This is a genomic window from Haloferax denitrificans ATCC 35960 (assembly GCF_000337795.1).
Classification (GTDB): domain Archaea; phylum Halobacteriota; class Halobacteria; order Halobacteriales; family Haloferacaceae; genus Haloferax; species Haloferax denitrificans.
The window spans coordinates 222,688-237,388 of record NZ_AOLP01000001.1 but is presented as its reverse complement, the minus strand read 5'-3'; the positions used below and the strand labels follow the sequence as shown (position 1 = coordinate 237,388).

Annotated in this window: 12 protein-coding genes and 1 tRNA gene; 8 read left to right on the top strand and 5 right to left on the bottom strand. The window is 68.1% G+C overall.

The features are described from left to right. Window positions 1-59: 59 nt before the first annotated feature. The 4 genes from C438_RS01000 to C438_RS00985 all read right to left on the bottom strand — a co-directional run bounded on the left by C438_RS01000 (window position 60) and on the right by C438_RS00985 (window position 3,405). Complete coding sequence (locus C438_RS01000) at window positions 60-647, bottom strand: DUF4112 domain-containing protein (protein ID WP_004967357.1); 588 nt, start codon at window positions 645-647, stop codon at window positions 60-62. A gap of 175 nt (window positions 648-822) precedes the next feature. Next, window positions 823-2,124: a malate synthase AceB gene (gene aceB, locus C438_RS00995; RefSeq protein ID WP_004967356.1), complete on the bottom strand. Its 1,302-nt coding sequence runs from the start codon at window positions 2,122-2,124 to the stop codon at window positions 823-825. Beyond that, the gene (gene aceA, locus C438_RS00990; RefSeq protein WP_004967355.1) at window positions 2,117-3,154 is read right to left on the bottom strand and encodes an isocitrate lyase; all 1,038 of its coding nucleotides are present in this window, start codon (window positions 3,152-3,154) and stop codon (window positions 2,117-2,119) included. The genes aceB and aceA overlap by 8 nt, the downstream gene beginning before the upstream one ends. Next, on the bottom strand, window positions 3,151-3,405 hold the full coding sequence (locus tag C438_RS00985) for a hypothetical protein (RefSeq protein ID WP_004967354.1): 255 nt from the start codon (window positions 3,403-3,405) through the stop codon (window positions 3,151-3,153). The genes aceA and C438_RS00985 overlap by 4 nt, the downstream gene beginning before the upstream one ends. 347 nt (window positions 3,406-3,752) lie before the next feature. Between C438_RS00985 and C438_RS00980 the strand changes: the two genes are divergently transcribed. From C438_RS00980 to C438_RS00965, 4 genes are all read left to right on the top strand, one after another. Beyond that, window positions 3,753-4,706 (top strand): ABC transporter ATP-binding protein, encoded by a 954-nt coding sequence (locus tag C438_RS00980; RefSeq protein ID WP_004967353.1) that lies wholly within the window; start codon window positions 3,753-3,755, stop codon window positions 4,704-4,706. After that, window positions 4,703-5,488 (top strand): ABC transporter permease, encoded by a 786-nt coding sequence (locus C438_RS00975; RefSeq protein WP_004967352.1) that lies wholly within the window; start codon window positions 4,703-4,705, stop codon window positions 5,486-5,488. Before C438_RS00980 ends, C438_RS00975 begins: the two co-directional genes overlap by 4 nt. A 161-nt stretch (window positions 5,489-5,649) precedes the next feature. After that, window positions 5,650-6,549 carry a S49 family peptidase gene (locus C438_RS00970; RefSeq protein WP_004967351.1) on the top strand — a complete coding sequence of 300 codons (900 nt, stop codon included), beginning with the start codon at window positions 5,650-5,652 and terminating at the stop codon, window positions 6,547-6,549. Beyond that, the gene (locus C438_RS00965; protein ID WP_004967350.1) at window positions 6,536-7,591 is read left to right on the top strand and encodes a DUF4350 domain-containing protein; all 1,056 of its coding nucleotides are present in this window, start codon (window positions 6,536-6,538) and stop codon (window positions 7,589-7,591) included. Before C438_RS00970 ends, C438_RS00965 begins: the two co-directional genes overlap by 14 nt. A gap of 96 nt (window positions 7,592-7,687) precedes the next feature. Here C438_RS00965 and C438_RS00960 read toward each other — a convergent pair whose 3' ends face one another. Continuing rightward, window positions 7,688-9,586 (bottom strand): ABC transporter ATP-binding protein, encoded by a 1,899-nt coding sequence (locus C438_RS00960; RefSeq protein WP_004967349.1) that lies wholly within the window; start codon window positions 9,584-9,586, stop codon window positions 7,688-7,690. A 194-nt stretch (window positions 9,587-9,780) separates the two neighbouring features. Between C438_RS00960 and trmY the strand changes: the two genes are divergently transcribed. From trmY to C438_RS00940, 4 genes are all read left to right on the top strand, one after another. Further along, on the top strand, window positions 9,781-10,377 hold the full coding sequence (gene trmY, locus C438_RS00955; protein ID WP_004967348.1) for a tRNA (pseudouridine(54)-N(1))-methyltransferase TrmY: 597 nt from the start codon (window positions 9,781-9,783) through the stop codon (window positions 10,375-10,377). Between the two features lie 84 nt (window positions 10,378-10,461). Next, a tRNA-Pro gene (locus tag C438_RS00950) sits at window positions 10,462-10,534 on the top strand. Between the two features lie 442 nt (window positions 10,535-10,976). Next, window positions 10,977-12,206: an ABC transporter substrate-binding protein gene (locus C438_RS00945; RefSeq protein ID WP_004967347.1), complete on the top strand. Its 1,230-nt coding sequence runs from the start codon at window positions 10,977-10,979 to the stop codon at window positions 12,204-12,206. Between the two features lie 129 nt (window positions 12,207-12,335). Continuing rightward, on the top strand, window positions 12,336-14,627 hold the full coding sequence (locus tag C438_RS00940) for a hypothetical protein (RefSeq protein ID WP_004967346.1): 2,292 nt from the start codon (window positions 12,336-12,338) through the stop codon (window positions 14,625-14,627). The last annotated feature ends 74 nt before the right edge of the window (window positions 14,628-14,701 follow it).

Below are 14,701 nucleotides of genomic sequence, written 5' to 3'. Positions count from 1 at the left end.
CAGTTTGGGGCTAGATAACGACGCACACAACGGGTTCTCGTAGTTTGTATATCGAGTAATTACAATAATCCGACCTGTCCGAGCACCCAGAGAGCGACGAGCGCCGTGGCCACGCCGAGTGCGACGAGAAGCAGGGTGATAGCGACGACCGCGGCCAAGAGGAAGCGCCGGTCGGCCGCCGCGGCCGCGGGGGAGGCGTCGTCGTACCGGGCCTCCAACAGTCGGACGTTCCGGGCGTTGGCCTTCCACGCCGCGTCGAACACGTCGCCCACGACCGGGAGCGACCCGACGGTCGCGTCGAGGACGACGTTGCCGAGCATTCGCGCGAGCGTCGTCCGCGGCACGCCGAGCATGGCGGCCTCGACGAGGATGTACGCCGAGAGCGCCGAGGCCGTCGCGTCGCCGATTCCCGGCACGAGCCCCAGTATCGGGTCGAGGCCGACGCGGTAGTTCGTCCCCGGAATCTCGAACGCCTCGTCGAGGTAGAAGCTCACCGCGCGGAGTCGCGCGAGGGTCTCCTCGTCCGCGACGCCCGCCGACTCGAAGTCGACGACTGCGTCGGGTTCTAACGGTTCGTCGCCGACGCCGACGCCGTCGCCATCGCTCGTCGCCGCGGGCGTCGCCGAGGAGTTCGTCGAATCGTCCACACCCGGCGAGTCGCGCGGGCGGAACTTGAGGATAGCGTCGAGTGAGAAAAACGAGCGCGACGCGTCGCCCCCACGGTTCGGGCGAGCGCGTCGCAGAGCTACGAAACCGGACGCCGTCGTCTGACCAAGCCGGACGCGGGGCCGACGGCGGACCCCCTGTGGTCGGCGGCCGAGTTTAGAGTCCCACCTCCATCGCGCGCTCGACGACGCCCGCGCCGTAGCGGTCTTCCAGCTCTTCGTGTTGGTCCGGGCGGTTCTCGTACACGTCTTGGAACAGACTGATGGGCGTCATCGCGGCCTGATAGGTCGCCTCGTCCCACATGCGGTCCTTGGCGATGTCGATTTCGGTGCCGCCGATGCGGAGCGTCGCCGACTGGGTCATGGCAATCGCGCCGCGGCCGGCCTCCTTGGCCGCCTCGAACTCCTCCATGGAGTCGACGATGTCGTCCATGCTCGGGACGTACGAGGTCAGGCCCAGCAGTTCCTCGCGGAGTTCGTCATCGGTGAGTTCCCGCGCGTCGCCGCCGACGCGGAGTTCGTAGCCGCCGTCGGTGGGTTCGAGCGAGAGGCGGTCGCCGTCGTACGCCTCGACGCCGTCCTCGGACGCGAGTTCGACCTCCTCGCCGTCCGCGTCGAGGAGCCAACTGCCGGTCTTCGGCGGGAGCGGCGAGGTGTTGGCCTCGACGACCTGCCCGGGGGTGAGCGACCAGATGCCGAGCATCCCCTTCGCCTGATTTTCGGTCATGCGCTCGTGGTAGCCCTCCACGTCGCGGATGTCGTCGTAGGGGCCGTCCACGGCGATACAGCCGGCGGCGCTGGCCCCCCGCGAGGTGTTGTGTCGAAGCTCCGGCCACGCCGGCAGTTCGCCCGTCGGCGTCATGGCCCGCATGTCCTTCGTGTAGTCGACCTCGCCGTCGACGAGGAGGAACAGCCGTTCGAGGTTGTTCGTCGGCTTGCCCATCTCGTCGCGGAGGTCGCCCATAGCGAGTTCGGCTTCACCGCTCTCGATGATGACCGACATGGCGAGGCTCCCCTCGTCGAGGCCGTGTTCGTTCTCGACGATGGTGAAGAACTCGTCGGCCTTCTTCCAGTCGTCGATGCCGCCGACCTCGGGGATGACGAAGCCGTCGATGTGCTCGACCGCGCCCCGCTCGGGGTCGGTGATGGCGAGCATGTGCTGGAAGCCCTGATACCGGGTCTCGGGGCTGTCGCGGTGCCAGACCATCCGCGGGTGAATCTCCCCGGGGAACTCCGCGCCGTGTTCGGAGATGACTTTGACGATGTTCTCGGCTCCCTCGTCGCGCATCGACGGCGCGGTGGCGTCCTCGTTGTCGGGGACCCACACGTCGGGCGCTTGCATCCCGCGGAGGCCGGCCGCCCGTCGGAGCATCTTCGCGGAGTCGTCTTCGCCCTCGACGGCCGTCGGCGAGGTGAAGAACGTCCGCACGAACTCGCGGTCGTGTCTTCGCTCAGTCATCGTCGTTGCTCGTGATGGGGTCGGCCTGCTCCTCGCTGAACCCTTCGGACTCCTCGATGCGCCGGCGCGCCTCGGGGTCGAACTGCGTCTCGATGTCCTGATACCGCGAGACGAACGACAGCTCGTGGTGGCTCTCGGTCGGGTGGTCGAGGTAGCGCTGTTCGAGGTCGAACTGGCCTTCCTCGTCCTGTTCGGCGAGCTTCTTGAAGTCCTCGTAGACGGAGTGCGCGCCCGAGTGGAGGCCGAACAGCGTGATGAAGATGTACTTGTAGCCGAGGTCGCCCAGCTCCTGGAACGTCAGCGGGTCCTCCTCTTCGGACCACGCGAACGACGACGAGTAGTTGAACGCGAGCTTCAGGTCCGGGTGGGTCTCGTGAATCTCCTCGGCGTAGGCGACGGCGTCCTCCCGGGAGGGGTTCGGCATCTCGGGCCAGACGATGTCGACGCCGGCGTCGGCGTAGATGCGGCCGCGTTCGACGTGTTCGTCCCAGTCGCCGTTCGAGGAGCCGTAGGCGTCGGTGCGGGCGATGACGACCGTGTCCTCCGACTGCTTGGCGTCGACCGCCGCCTCGAAGCGGGCGCGGGCCTTCTCGCGGGAGACGATTTGCTTGCCCGCGATGTGGCCACAGCGCTTGGGCGTCGTCTGGTCTTCGATGTGGACGGCGGCGACGCCGGCCTTCTCGTACTCGCGGACGGCGCGGCGGACGTTGTGGATGCCGCCGTAGCCCGTGTCGCAGTCGGCGATGACCGGCAGGTTCGTCGCCTCAACCATGCGCTTTGCGTTCTCGACCATCTCGGTCATCGTGACCATCTCCAAGTCGGGGAAGCCGAACTGCCCGAGGACCGTCGAGTAGCCGGACATGTAGGCGGCGTCGTGGCCCGTCATCTCGGCGAGGCGGGCGTCCAGCGCGTGGTACATGCCGGGGGCGAACACGAAGTCCTGCGTGTTCAGCATCTCCCGCAGTTCGCGGGCCTTCTGGTTGTCAACATCCTGTGCGAAGACGTCGCTGTCGAGTTCGGTCGGGTTCATTGGGTGTCGGTGGTCTGCATCGTTCGCTCGATGCGGTTCAGTTGGGCGCGGAGCGCGGCGAGTTCGCGCCGGATGGTCGTCATCCCGTCGTCCTCGTCCGGCCGTTGGATGAAGGGGACGAGCGGCGCGTCCATGTTCTCCTCGTTGTTGGGGTAGCGCCGCGTGGCGCGGGGACGGGTCGCCGTCGAGCGAGGGGTGGTCGGCGTGCGGGTCGTCGTGTCGGTTCGGGTCGTGTTGTCGCGGTCTGTCATCGGTTACGTCGGTGGGGTCGGCGGTCGGTAGCGGTCGGTGCGGGTCGCGGTCGTCGAGCGGTCGGGTGCGTGGTGTGCTTCGGATACTACCATCGGATGTCTCCTCACCCGGTTCGACTGCCGAGAACTACTAATAGTTAATGATTGATAATGATAATATTAGTTAATGACTTAGTTCTGTACAGACGCATATTAGGCCCTAATTTGACACGTGGTAACACACCTATCCCGTCGCGCAGGGTCAGAGCGTTATCGGGTCCAGTCGGCGACCGGCCGTGCCACGCCGTGACGGGGCGTTCCGCGGACACTACGCTTAATCGCGTCCACGCCCGACGACGCACCAACGAATGGCATCCGCGATTGAGATACGCGACCTGACGAAGTCCTACGGCGACGTCCGCGCCCTCGACGGCGTCGACCTCGACGTTCCGGAGGGCTCGTTCTTCGGGCTGTTGGGACCGAACGGGGCGGGCAAGACGACGTTCATCAACATCCTCGTCGGCCTCGTCCGCAAGACCGGCGGCGAGGCGAGCGTCTTCGGCTACGACGTCGAAGACGACTACCGCGAGGCCCGCGACCGCATCGGTCTCGCGCCGCAGGAGTTCAACGTGGACCGCTTTTTCCCCATCCGCGAAGTGCTCGAACACAAGGCGGGCTACCACGGGATTCCGCACGACGAGGCCCGCGAGCGCGCCGACGAGGTGCTCAAGCGCGTCGGCATCTACGACAAGCGCGACACCCGCTTCGACTGGCTCTCCGGCGGGATGAAACGGCGGTTCATGCTCGCGCGGGCGCTCATCACCGACCCCGACCTGCTCATCCTCGACGAGCCGACCGCCGGGGTCGACGTGCAACTGCGCCACGAACTCTGGGAGACCATCGTCGACCTCAACGACAGCGGGACGACCATCCTCCTTACGACCCACTACATCGAGGAGGCCGAACGCCTCTGCGACGAGGTCGCCATCCTCGACTCCGGCTCCGTCATCGAGGTCGCCAGCCCCGAGGAACTGATGGACCGCGGCACCGACGACATCGTCGTCCAACTCCGCGACCCGCCGACTGCGGTTCCGGACTTCGCGGCCGACGACGACCGCGTCGAGGCCGTCGAACTGGACGGCACTCGCCTCGTCGTGACGGCCCAGCAGGGCGGCCTCGTCGCCCCCGACGTGGTGCAGGCGCTCGACCGGCAGGGCCACGAAATCGTCGACCTCGAAATCTCCCGCACGTCGCTCGAAGAGGTGTTCGTCGAGATGACGAGACGGGGCGAGGGCCGCGCCACCGCGGAGGTCGACCAATGAGCCTCACGAGCCTCACGAGCCTCGACGTGACCGGCTTTTACGCCCTGCTTCGCCGCGAGGTCCTCCGGTTCGTCCGCCGCCCGCGCAACACGTTCGTCCCGCCGTTTATCACGAACGTGCTGTACTTCTCCGTGTTCGGCGTCATCCTCGGCGAGCGCATCGACGAAATCGCGGGCGTCCCGTACATCCTGTTTATCCTCCCCGGCCTCATCGTCCTCGGGGCCGTCTCGAACGCCTTCGAGAACGCCTCTTTCTCTATCTTCCACGGCCGCTGGAACCGCTACATCGAGGAGGCGCTCACCTCGCCGCTTTCGTACTCCTCGATGGTCGGCGCGTACGTCCTCTCCAGTGCGACCCGCGGGGTACTCGTCGGCGCGCTCGTCGCCCTCATCGGCGCGTTCTTCACGTCCGTCGGCGTCGCCCGACCGTTCTACCTCGTCGCCTTTATGCTCGTCATCACCCTGCTTTTCGCGGGCCTCGGCGTGGTCGGCGGCCTCTGGGCCGACGACTTCGACGACCTGACGATGATGAACCAGTTCATCCTCCGCCCGCTGGTGTTCTTCGGCGGCGTCTTCTACTCGCTCAACGAGATTCCCGAGACCTTCCAGCAGGCGTCGCTCCTCAACCCGATGGTGTACATGGTCAACGGCGTCCGCTACGGCTTCCTCGGCGTCACCGAGGTCGACCCGAACCTCTCTCTCGGCGTGCTGACGGCGCTCACGCTCGGCGTCGTCGGTCTCAACGTCGTGCTGTTCCGGCGCGGCTACGGACTGACCGACTGAACCGCTCGACTCCCGTTTCCGGTGTCTCAGCGTCGCGGCGTCTGGCGTCTCTCCGTCGCGGCTTCACTCACGACCCGACGCGTGCCGACGGTCTTGTCTGCAGAACTGTCTTTTCCAATGACAACTATTTTGACACCGGCTCTAGAACTCTCGTCCGCAGTATGGTATCAAAACCCTCCTCCGCGGCGTCGACGCGGACCGTCTCGGTCCTCGCCCTCGTCGCGGCCGTCCTGGTTGGAGCATTCCTCGCCCCCGTCGTCTACGACGCGGCCGCGCCCACCCCAGACAGGGTCGCGGTCATCTCGGTCGACGGGACCATCACCTCCTACACAGCTGACCAGCTGGAAGAGGACCTCCACGAAGCGCGAGAGAACGAATCGGTAAAGGCGGTCGTCCTGCAGGTCGACAGCCCCGGCGGCTCCGCGGCCGCCTCCGAGCGGATGTACATGGCGGTCAATCGGACCGCCCAAGAGATGCCCGTCGTTTCGAGCGTCCAAGGCGCGGGCGCGTCGGGCGCGTACTACACGATGCTCCCCTCCGAGAGCATCTACGTGACGCCCTCCTCGGTAGTCGGGAGCGTCGGCGTCCGCGGCTCGGCACCGTACGGTGGCTCGTCCAACGAGATTCGCACCGGGCCGGACAAGGCCTCGATGACCGTCGACCAACGCGAAGCCCAGATTGAGACGCTGAAACACGCCTTCGTCGGTAGCGTCATGGAGCACCGCGGCGACGACCTCTCGCTGTCGCGCGAGGAGGTCGCCTACGCGAAAGTCTACACGGGCGCTCGCGCCACGCAGAACGGCTACGCAGACGATATCGGCACGCTCCAGACGGCCATCGACCGCGCCGCCTCCGAGGCCGGCCTCGAAAACTACGAGGTCGTCGAGAAGGAGCCGCCGACCCGCTCCGGTATCATCCTTCTCAGCTCCGAGCGCGGTAACTCGACGGTCGTCATCGACGAGAGTCCCATCGGCTACGACGGCGTTCGCGCCCCGCAGTTCCTGATGGTGTACGGACAGGTGCAGTACGAAGACGAGGTGATCGGCAATGTCTCAGCGTAACCTACTCCGCGGGGCGGCCGTCTTCGCGGTCGCGCTCGCCCTCATCTTGGTCGGGGCCGCGGTGGCACCCTACGCCGTCCAACTCGGCGGTAACGACTCGGCAGACACCCAAAACGCCGCGAAACAGGCGTTCGACGCGGACGAACTCGTCGCCACGCCCGGCCCCGAATCGGGCGAGGTGACGATGGACTCGAACGCCGCGCCGAAGACCGTCCTCATCGACGTGGCCCACGAGAACGACGTGAGCGAGTCCGACGTGCAACCGCTCGTCGACGCTCTCGTCGCCAACGGCCATCAGGTGAAGTACCTCACCCGCGAGGACGCCCAGCGGGACTTCAACGCCTCGCTCCGGCGGGCCGACGCCTTCGTCGTCGTCAACCCCGAACGGCCGTACACCAGCGACCAGCTCGACGGCCTCCGGTCGTTCGAAGACGCCGGCGGTCGCGTTGCCCTCCTCGGCGACCCGCAGTCCGCGGGCACGACGAGCATCCTCGGTCTCATCACCGTCTCGGTGTCGTCCGGGACCACCGGCGGCGACGCCGGCCTGACCTCCGACTACGGGGTCTCGTTCGGCTCCTCGTCGCTGTACAACATGCACGACTACTACCTCAACTACGAGAACGTCTACGCCGCGCCCGAGGGCGACACCGCCCTGACCGAGGGCGTCGACGAGGTCGTGTTCCGCGACGCCGCGCCGCTTTCGATTTCGGACGACAGCGTCTCGCCCGCGCTCGTCTCCGGCGGCGAGACCCGCGTCGAGTCGGTTCGCAAGACCGGTCCGTACACGGTCGCCGCCCAGAGCGAGACGGTCGTCGCCATCGGCGACGCCGACTTCCTCGCGCCCGAGTCGGCCTACGAGGCCGACAACGAGGTGCTCGTGGGCAACCTCGCGGACTTCCTCGTCTCCGGCGACAAGGAGTCCGGCGCGCCCGAACCGGCCACGCCCGAAGCCGGCGGTCCGGGCGGTTCAGCGCCCGGTCCGGCACCGGGTTCGACAACCGGCTCGGCACCCACCCGAGGAACCACGCCCACGCCGGCGTAACTGCGTCGCCCCGACGCGACCGAAGCCGGCCGCCGGCGTTCCCGTCTCGAACTCGACTTTTTCGTCACTCGCCTCCGAGCGACCGCTGAGCCGCCGTCAGGCGTCGTCGCCGCCGTCAGCGACCCTGTCGGCGATGCGGTCGGCGTCGCCCTCGTCGGCCGCGCGGCTTCGCTCGACCAGCCGCGCGAGGATGTCCGCCGAGACGCCGGAGACGTCGCCTGCCTGAATACCCCACAGCGTCGCGTAGAGGCCGCCGAGTTCGACCAGTTCGTCGTGGGTGCCCGACTCGACGACTTCGCCCTCGTCGAGGACGACGATGGCGTCGGCGCGGCGGACCGTCGAGAGCCGGTGGGCGATGACGAGCGTCGTCCGACCCGCCGAGAGGCGGTCGAGCGCGCGCTGGATGAGCAGTTCCGTCTCGGTGTCGACGGCGCTCGTCGCCTCGTCGAGGACGAGAATCCGCGGGTCTTGGAGCATCGCGCGGGCGATGGAGAGCCGCTGGCGCTGGCCGCCCGAGAGCTTCACGCCGCGCTCGCCGATGCGGGTGTCGTAGCCGTCGGGGAGCCGCGAGACGAACTCGTGGGCCTCGGCGGCCCCCGCGGCCGCGACCATCTCGGCTTCGGTCGCGTCGAACGCCCCGTACAGGAGGTTTTCCCTGACCGTGCCGTCGAAGAGGTACACGTCCTGGCTCACGTAGCCGATGGCCTCGCGGAGGTCTCTGATGCGTACGTTGCGCACGTCGTGGCTGTCCACGCGGACCGCCCCGTCCGTGGGTTCGTAGAGCCTGAGGAGGAGCTTCGCGACGGTGGATTTCCCCGCGCCCGTGGGGCCGACGAGCGCGACGGTGCCGCCCGGTTCGGCCGCGAACGAGACCTCGCGGAGCACCTCGCGGCCGGTCGCGTAGGCGAACGATACGCGGTCGAACTCCACGCGGCCGGCGACCGCGTCGAGGGCGGCGGCGTCGGGCGCGTCGCGGACGACGGCCTCGCGGTCGGCCAGTCCGAAGATGCGCTCGCCCGAGGCGCGGGCGTTCTCGTAGGAGTTGACGATGCGCCCCGCGCCGGACAAGGGGTCGATGAACCGCTGGGTCATGAACAGGAACGTGACGAACTCGCCGACCAGCAGGTCGCCGGTGAAGGGCGCGGGCGGGCCGAAGATGAGCCAGACGCCGCCGATGGCGAACGTGGCCGCGAACGCGACGCCCGCGAGGAGTTCCATCGACGGCTGGTAGAGGTAGTCGAGCCTGACGACCGCGAGGGCGCGCCGGTAGTAGTCCATGGAGGCGTCGGCGACGCGGTCGGTCTCGTAGTCCTCGGTCGCCGAGGCCTTGATGACCTCCATCCCCGAGACGTTGTTCTCGATGCGGGTGTTGAGCGCGCCGACGCTCTCGCGGAGCGCGCGGTACAGCGGCCGAATCGTCCGCATGAACCAGACGGTGAAGACCGCGAGTAGGGGGACGGCCACGAGCGTGACGACCGCGAGCTGGGCGTTCAGGTAGAACAGCACGCCCGCGATGCCGACGACGGCGACGACCAACTGGAGGCCGCCCGAGAGCGTGCTGTCGAGGAACGTCCGGAGGTTGCGCACGTCGCCGTCGAGAATCGACAGCACCTGCCCGGTCTGTTTGTCGTCGAAAAAGGCCATGTCGAGGCGCTGGAGCGCGTCGTAGGTATCCACGCGGACGGCGTGCTGAACGCGATTCGAGTAGACGGCGAGGCCGAGACCCTGCACCCACGAGAGCGCGACGCCGCCGACGAACGCCCCGATGACGAGCCAGAAACTCAGCCAGAACTGCCCGGAGACGGTCGTCGGGAGCCACGCCGACGGGACCAACGGGAGTGCGTACGCCGTGTTTCGGAAGAACACCGCGTCGATGGCGACCCCGAGGACGAGCGCCGGCACGATGGCGACGAGCCGCCCGAGGACGCTCGCCAGTAGCCCGACGACGAACCACGCGAGGTTCTCGCGTCCGTACTCGGCGAACAGGCGGACCATCGGGTCGCGCCCGGCTTGGTGGCTCACTTACCTGAGGTAAGCGTCCAGCGGCTATGACGTGCGCGGTCGGGGTGATTCGCGTCGTCGCGGTCGGCCCGGCGGGGACGCCCGTTCCCTCGGCCCCCGTGTGCCCTCGGCCCTCTGCCTCCGCGCGAGTGAACAGCGATAAGACCCCGACGCGCCGAGTCGGATTCATGCGCCAATTCATCGTCATCGGCCACGACGCGCCGACGACGCCCGACTTCTCGCTCGACGACATCGCGGGCGGGGCCGGCCGCCTCGACGTGCTCTGTCGCTGTGTCAACTCCGCGTTCTTCCTCTCGCACGACATCCGCGAGGACGTTCGGGTCCACCTCGTCCTCGGCGACGAGTACACCGTCCGCTTCGAGGGGTCGGAACTCCGCCGACTCAACCCCGACGAACGCTCCACCGCCGCGCTGATTCGCAAGGCGCTGGTGAAGCGCGAGGAGGCCATCGGCCACATGCCCGCCGAGTCGTCGCCGGGGGTCTCCATCCGCCGGATGGGGTTCGAGACGACGCTGGAGGAGGCCGCCCGCGATTCGACCGTGGTCGAACTCCACGAAGACGGCGACCCCGTGGTTCAGGTCGAACCGCCCGAGAACCCGATTTTCGTCCTCTCGGACCACCACGACTTCACCGACGAGGAAGCCGAGTTGCTGGCGGCCGCCGCCGACGAGCGGGTCCGCCTCGGCCCCGAGATTCTCCACGCCGACCACTCGATTACGGTCGCACACAACTACCTCGACACCGCGGGCTATTCGCGGTACTGAGTCGGGGTCGGCGGTGTGTCACGCCGTCTGACGGTGGCCCGTAATCACAACTGTTAAACGCGACGGTGGCTTGCCTCAAAATGCGGGCCGGTGGGGTAGCTTGGTATCCTTCGGCCTTCGGGTGGCCGTAACCTCAGTTCGAATCTGAGCCGGCCCATATTCTCCCCACCTTTCACGACCCACGAGCGACAGCGAGTGGTCTGAAAGGTGTGGGAGATTTCACCCGGTGAAGATTCGAATCAGGGAACGAACGAAGTGAGTGACCGTGGTTCGAATCTGAGCCGGCCCATTTCTACCCCTTTCAACGCCAACGAGCACCGCGTAGCGTGTGCGAGTCTTCCCGAAACGGTTGTCTGGGCGACCGAAGATTCGAACGTCCGAGCGACAGCGAGGGAAGTTCGAATCTGAGCCGGCATCTTCACGGACAACCTACCTGAGTTTTGGACAGTAGTTGCAAACGGGCGGAACCGCCGACACGGCCGCCGTTTCGACACCGACGAATCTACGGTGTCTCCGACGACAAACGGCCACTGGCAGTCGTAACCCCGCTGTCGCCCGAGAACCGAAGCAATTATCTGTTTTAGGCTGGCCTAAAAACTATGGAACACGACGAGACGCCACGGACGGGACTGACGCGGCGCGACTACGTGAAGTACGGCGGCGCGGCCGTCGGCGGCGGCCTGCTCGCCGGCTGTACCGGGGGAAACGACTCGGCGTCGACGGCGGAGACCGAGACGGAATCGACGACTGAGACGGCCACCGACACGGAGACCGAGACGCCCGCGGACGCGTCGTACTCGGTGACGATGTCGCCGGTCGGCACCGTGGAGTTCGACGAGCCGCCGCAGAGCATCTTCACGCGGCTTTCCCACCACGCGGGGATGGCGTTCGCGCTCGGCCGCGGCGACGACGTCAACGCGGTCAACGGGCCGGCGTACTACGACGCGACGTGGAAGCAGTTCACGGCGCGGCTCCCCGGCGTCGAGGTGGACTGGGCGGACCTGTACCCCTCGTGGGAGACGAGCAAGGAGAAGCTGTACGAACTCGACAGCGGCGTGCATCTGGCCGACCCGGCGTGGGTCGTCCAACTCGAACAGTGGGACATGGCCGACATCGAGGAGGTCGCCGACAACATCTCGCCGTGGTTCGGGAACTCGCTGAGCGGCCGTCACGCGTCGCCGACCGACGAGTGGACCGGCGACTACGAGTACTACACGCTGTGGGAGCAGTTCGAGAAGGTCGCACAGGTGCTCAGAGAGGAGGAGCGCTACGAGGCGCTCGCGGCCGTCCGCAACGACCTGCTCGCCACCATCGAGGAAGGGCTTCCGCCGGAAGACGAGCGCCCGAGCGTCGTGTTGCTCACCGCGTCCGACATCGAAGGCCAGATTTGGGCGTACACGGTCGGCAACCCCGGCTTCATGACCTCGCACATCCGGCCGCTCGCACCGCACGACGCGTTCGAGGGCTCCATCGAGTCCGGCTCGACCGTCGACTTCGAGGCGCTGTTGGAGGCCGACCCCGACGTGGTCCTCTTCCTGAGCGGGATGCAACCGAGCGTTAGCATGAACGACCTCCGGGCGACGCTCGAAGCCGACCCCGTCGCCGCGGAGATTTCGGCGGTCCGGAACGGGCGCGTCTACCCGCAGGGCGCGCGCTATCAGGGACCGATTCTCAACCTCTTCCAACTCGAGATGAGCGCCAAGCAGTTCTACCCCGAGACGTTCGGCGAGTGGCCGACCTCGGACGGCGGCCCGTACCCCGAAATCCCCGAGGACGAACAGCTGTTCGACCGCCAGCACGTCGCCGACATCATCAACGGCGACTTCTGAGCCGTCGTCGCCGCCGCGTTTTCGGCCGGCGACCGGCCCCCGAACCCGCCACCGCCCGGCTCCGCACCCGCACTCGCCGCCGCCCGGCACAAGAGATTTGTGCCGTCCTCGACTCCACCAGCTAGACAGATGACGGACCGACCCGCGGTCGACCGCCGGGCGTTCCTCGCCGCGCTCGGGAGCGCCGGCGTCGGGTCGCTCGCCGGGTGTTCGGCCCTCGGTGGCGATTCGACCGACACCGCGAGCACCGCCGCCCCGACCGAGCGCGTCGACGACGACGTCGCCCGCGACCTCGCCGCGCGGTTCGCGCCGACGCTCTACTTCGACGCCGCCGAGACGTGGTTCCCGACGGACCCGCGGTCGTACGCGAGCGACCGAGACGGCGAGACGGTCGTCGACGGCTTCGACGCGCTCGACGGCTATCACGCGACACGGCGGGAGACCGGCGAGCGAGCGCCGGAGCCGACGGTGTTCTACAACGTGGTCGGCTACGAGGGGTCGTCGCTGACGGCCGTGCAGTACTGGTTCTACTCGGTGTTCGACCAGTTCACGACGAACTTCCACTGGCACGACTGGGAGGTCCTGCACGTCTTCGTCGACACGGCGGACGACGAGCCGGTCCCCCAGCTGTACGTCGCGAGTTCCCACGCGCGGTCGGTGCCGAACAACGAGTTTCTCGACCCGGACCCCGAGCGTCCGCCGCGGGTGCTGTCGGAACTCGGGTCGCACTCCAGCGCGCTCTCGCTCAACGACCGGGCCGACCGGTTCCAGCGACTCCCGGCGGGCGGGACGTTCGCGGACATCACGAACCGGGCGTTCGACCGCATCGAGGACGCCGCGGAGATTCCAATCGCTTACGGGCTCCCGCGAGACGAGGGCGCGCGCCTGCCCTACGTCGTTCCGGAACTCGACGGCGCGCCGGTGTACGAAGACGAGCGGCTCCCGTCGGTCACGCGCGACGCCCTCGTCGGCGAGGCGCTCACGGTGCGGTCGTTCGACGCGCTGTCGTCGCCGCCGACGGACCTCCCGGCGCGGTCGACGGGGCTGGTGTTCGCCCCCGAGACGGCCGGCGACAGCGACGCCGACGCTGACGCCAATGCCGACGCTGACGCCGACGCCGACATCGAGTACGCGCTCGTCCCCGCGGGCGAAGTCGAGCACATCGCCGCGTTCACCGGGCCGCAACTGAGCTTCGAGTTCGCGGTCCCGGGCTTCGTCGAGGACGCGATTGCGAGCCACCTCACGACGACGAGCGCGCCGTGGAGTCAGTCGCGCTACGTCGACCCCGCGGCCGACATCACCGACCCGACCCACCGAAGCGAACTCGCCGAGCGATACGACGTGGTCGACGAGCCCTCGGCGCTCAACACGCTTTTCGTTCGGGTGACGGAGGTCGTCACCGACGCGGACGCGCCGGACGGCGAGGGCGTGACGACCCGCGAGTCGGGCGTCGAATCCGTCCTCCTCTTGGAGAGCGACCCCGAGGCCGCGCCGACGTTCGGCGGTCTCGGCGTCCTCCGGGGCGTCCCCGCGGGCGAGCACCGACTCACGGTCAACGGCGCGGGGTCGGCTCCCCACAGCGAGACGGTTCGGGTCGGTGACGCGGGGTCCGGGTCGGCGTCCGCGACGGGGACTGAATCGTCATCCGGCGACGACGGCGGCGAAACGGTCACAACCGCGGGGGTGGACGGCGAAGTCCCGCTCGTCGCGCGGGAGTCGGCGACGAAAGTCGAGGTCGACGCCGACGGGACCGACCGCGACCTGACGGCGCTCGCGCTCGAAGACGATTTCGGCGGTCGACTGTACGACGCGCCGCTGTCCGGGCCGGACGCGGTCTACGTCCACCGCGGCGGTGCCTACACCGTCGAGGTCCGCGACAGCGACGACGAACTCGGCGCGTTCCGGGTGAACCCCGACCCCGTGAACGGAGAGTCGGATTCGGACGGTGACGCCGCGCCCGCGTCGATTCCGAGCGTCCGCATCGACGAGCCGCGGACCGGGAAGGCGTCGCTTTCGATGTTCCTCGCAGACATCTCCGCGGAGACGGCCGCGGCGGTCGCGGCGGTCGACGACGACAGTGACGGCGCTGACGATTCGGACGACTCGGCGGAGACGGACACTCCGAACGACTCGACGGGAACTGCGGCGAGCGGCGGACGAGAGAACGCGGTTCGCGGGCTGGCGCAGGCGCTCGACTCGGTCGCGGAGGCCGCACGCAGGGCCGCCGAACGCGCCGAGGCGGGCGACCGCGGACGGGCGGACGAGAGCCTCGACACCGTCGCCGCGCGACTCGAACGCGTGGCCGAGCGGCTGGCCGCGGCTCGCGGGGAGCTCCCGGGGTCGCTCTCGCGGGCGACCGACCGGCGACTCGAACAGGCGCGGCGGCGCTCCGAGCAGGCCCGCGCGGCCGACACGCTCTGAGTGGTGCGTGGATAGGTCGCGTAGCCGACCGGCCGCGAACGCGTCGCTCGCCGGTCGAATATACGCAAAATGTG

Bases quoted from the DNA above. Each gene is read 5' to 3' on its own strand.
- trmY (WP_004967348.1), top strand. From the start codon at position 9,781: ATGCGCCAATTCATCGTCATCGGCCACGACGCGCCGACGACGCCCGAC.
- C438_RS00980 (WP_004967353.1), top strand. From the start codon at position 3,753: ATGGCATCCGCGATTGAGATACGCGACCTGACGAAGTCCTACGGCGAC.
- aceB (WP_004967356.1), bottom strand. From the start codon at position 2,124: ATGACTGAGCGAAGACACGACCGCGAGTTCGTGCGGACGTTCTTCACC.
- C438_RS00940 (WP_004967346.1), top strand. From the start codon at position 12,336: ATGACGGACCGACCCGCGGTCGACCGCCGGGCGTTCCTCGCCGCGCTC.
- C438_RS00970 (WP_004967351.1), top strand. From the start codon at position 5,650: ATGGTATCAAAACCCTCCTCCGCGGCGTCGACGCGGACCGTCTCGGTC.
- C438_RS00960 (WP_004967349.1), bottom strand. From the start codon at position 9,586: ATGGTCCGCCTGTTCGCCGAGTACGGACGCGAGAACCTCGCGTGGTTC.
- aceA (WP_004967355.1), bottom strand. From the start codon at position 3,154: ATGAACCCGACCGAACTCGACAGCGACGTCTTCGCACAGGATGTTGAC.
- C438_RS00975 (WP_004967352.1), top strand. From the start codon at position 4,703: ATGAGCCTCACGAGCCTCACGAGCCTCGACGTGACCGGCTTTTACGCC.
- C438_RS00965 (WP_004967350.1), top strand. From the start codon at position 6,536: ATGTCTCAGCGTAACCTACTCCGCGGGGCGGCCGTCTTCGCGGTCGCG.
- C438_RS00985 (WP_004967354.1), bottom strand. From the start codon at position 3,405: ATGACAGACCGCGACAACACGACCCGAACCGACACGACGACCCGCACG.
- C438_RS00945 (WP_004967347.1), top strand. From the start codon at position 10,977: ATGGAACACGACGAGACGCCACGGACGGGACTGACGCGGCGCGACTAC.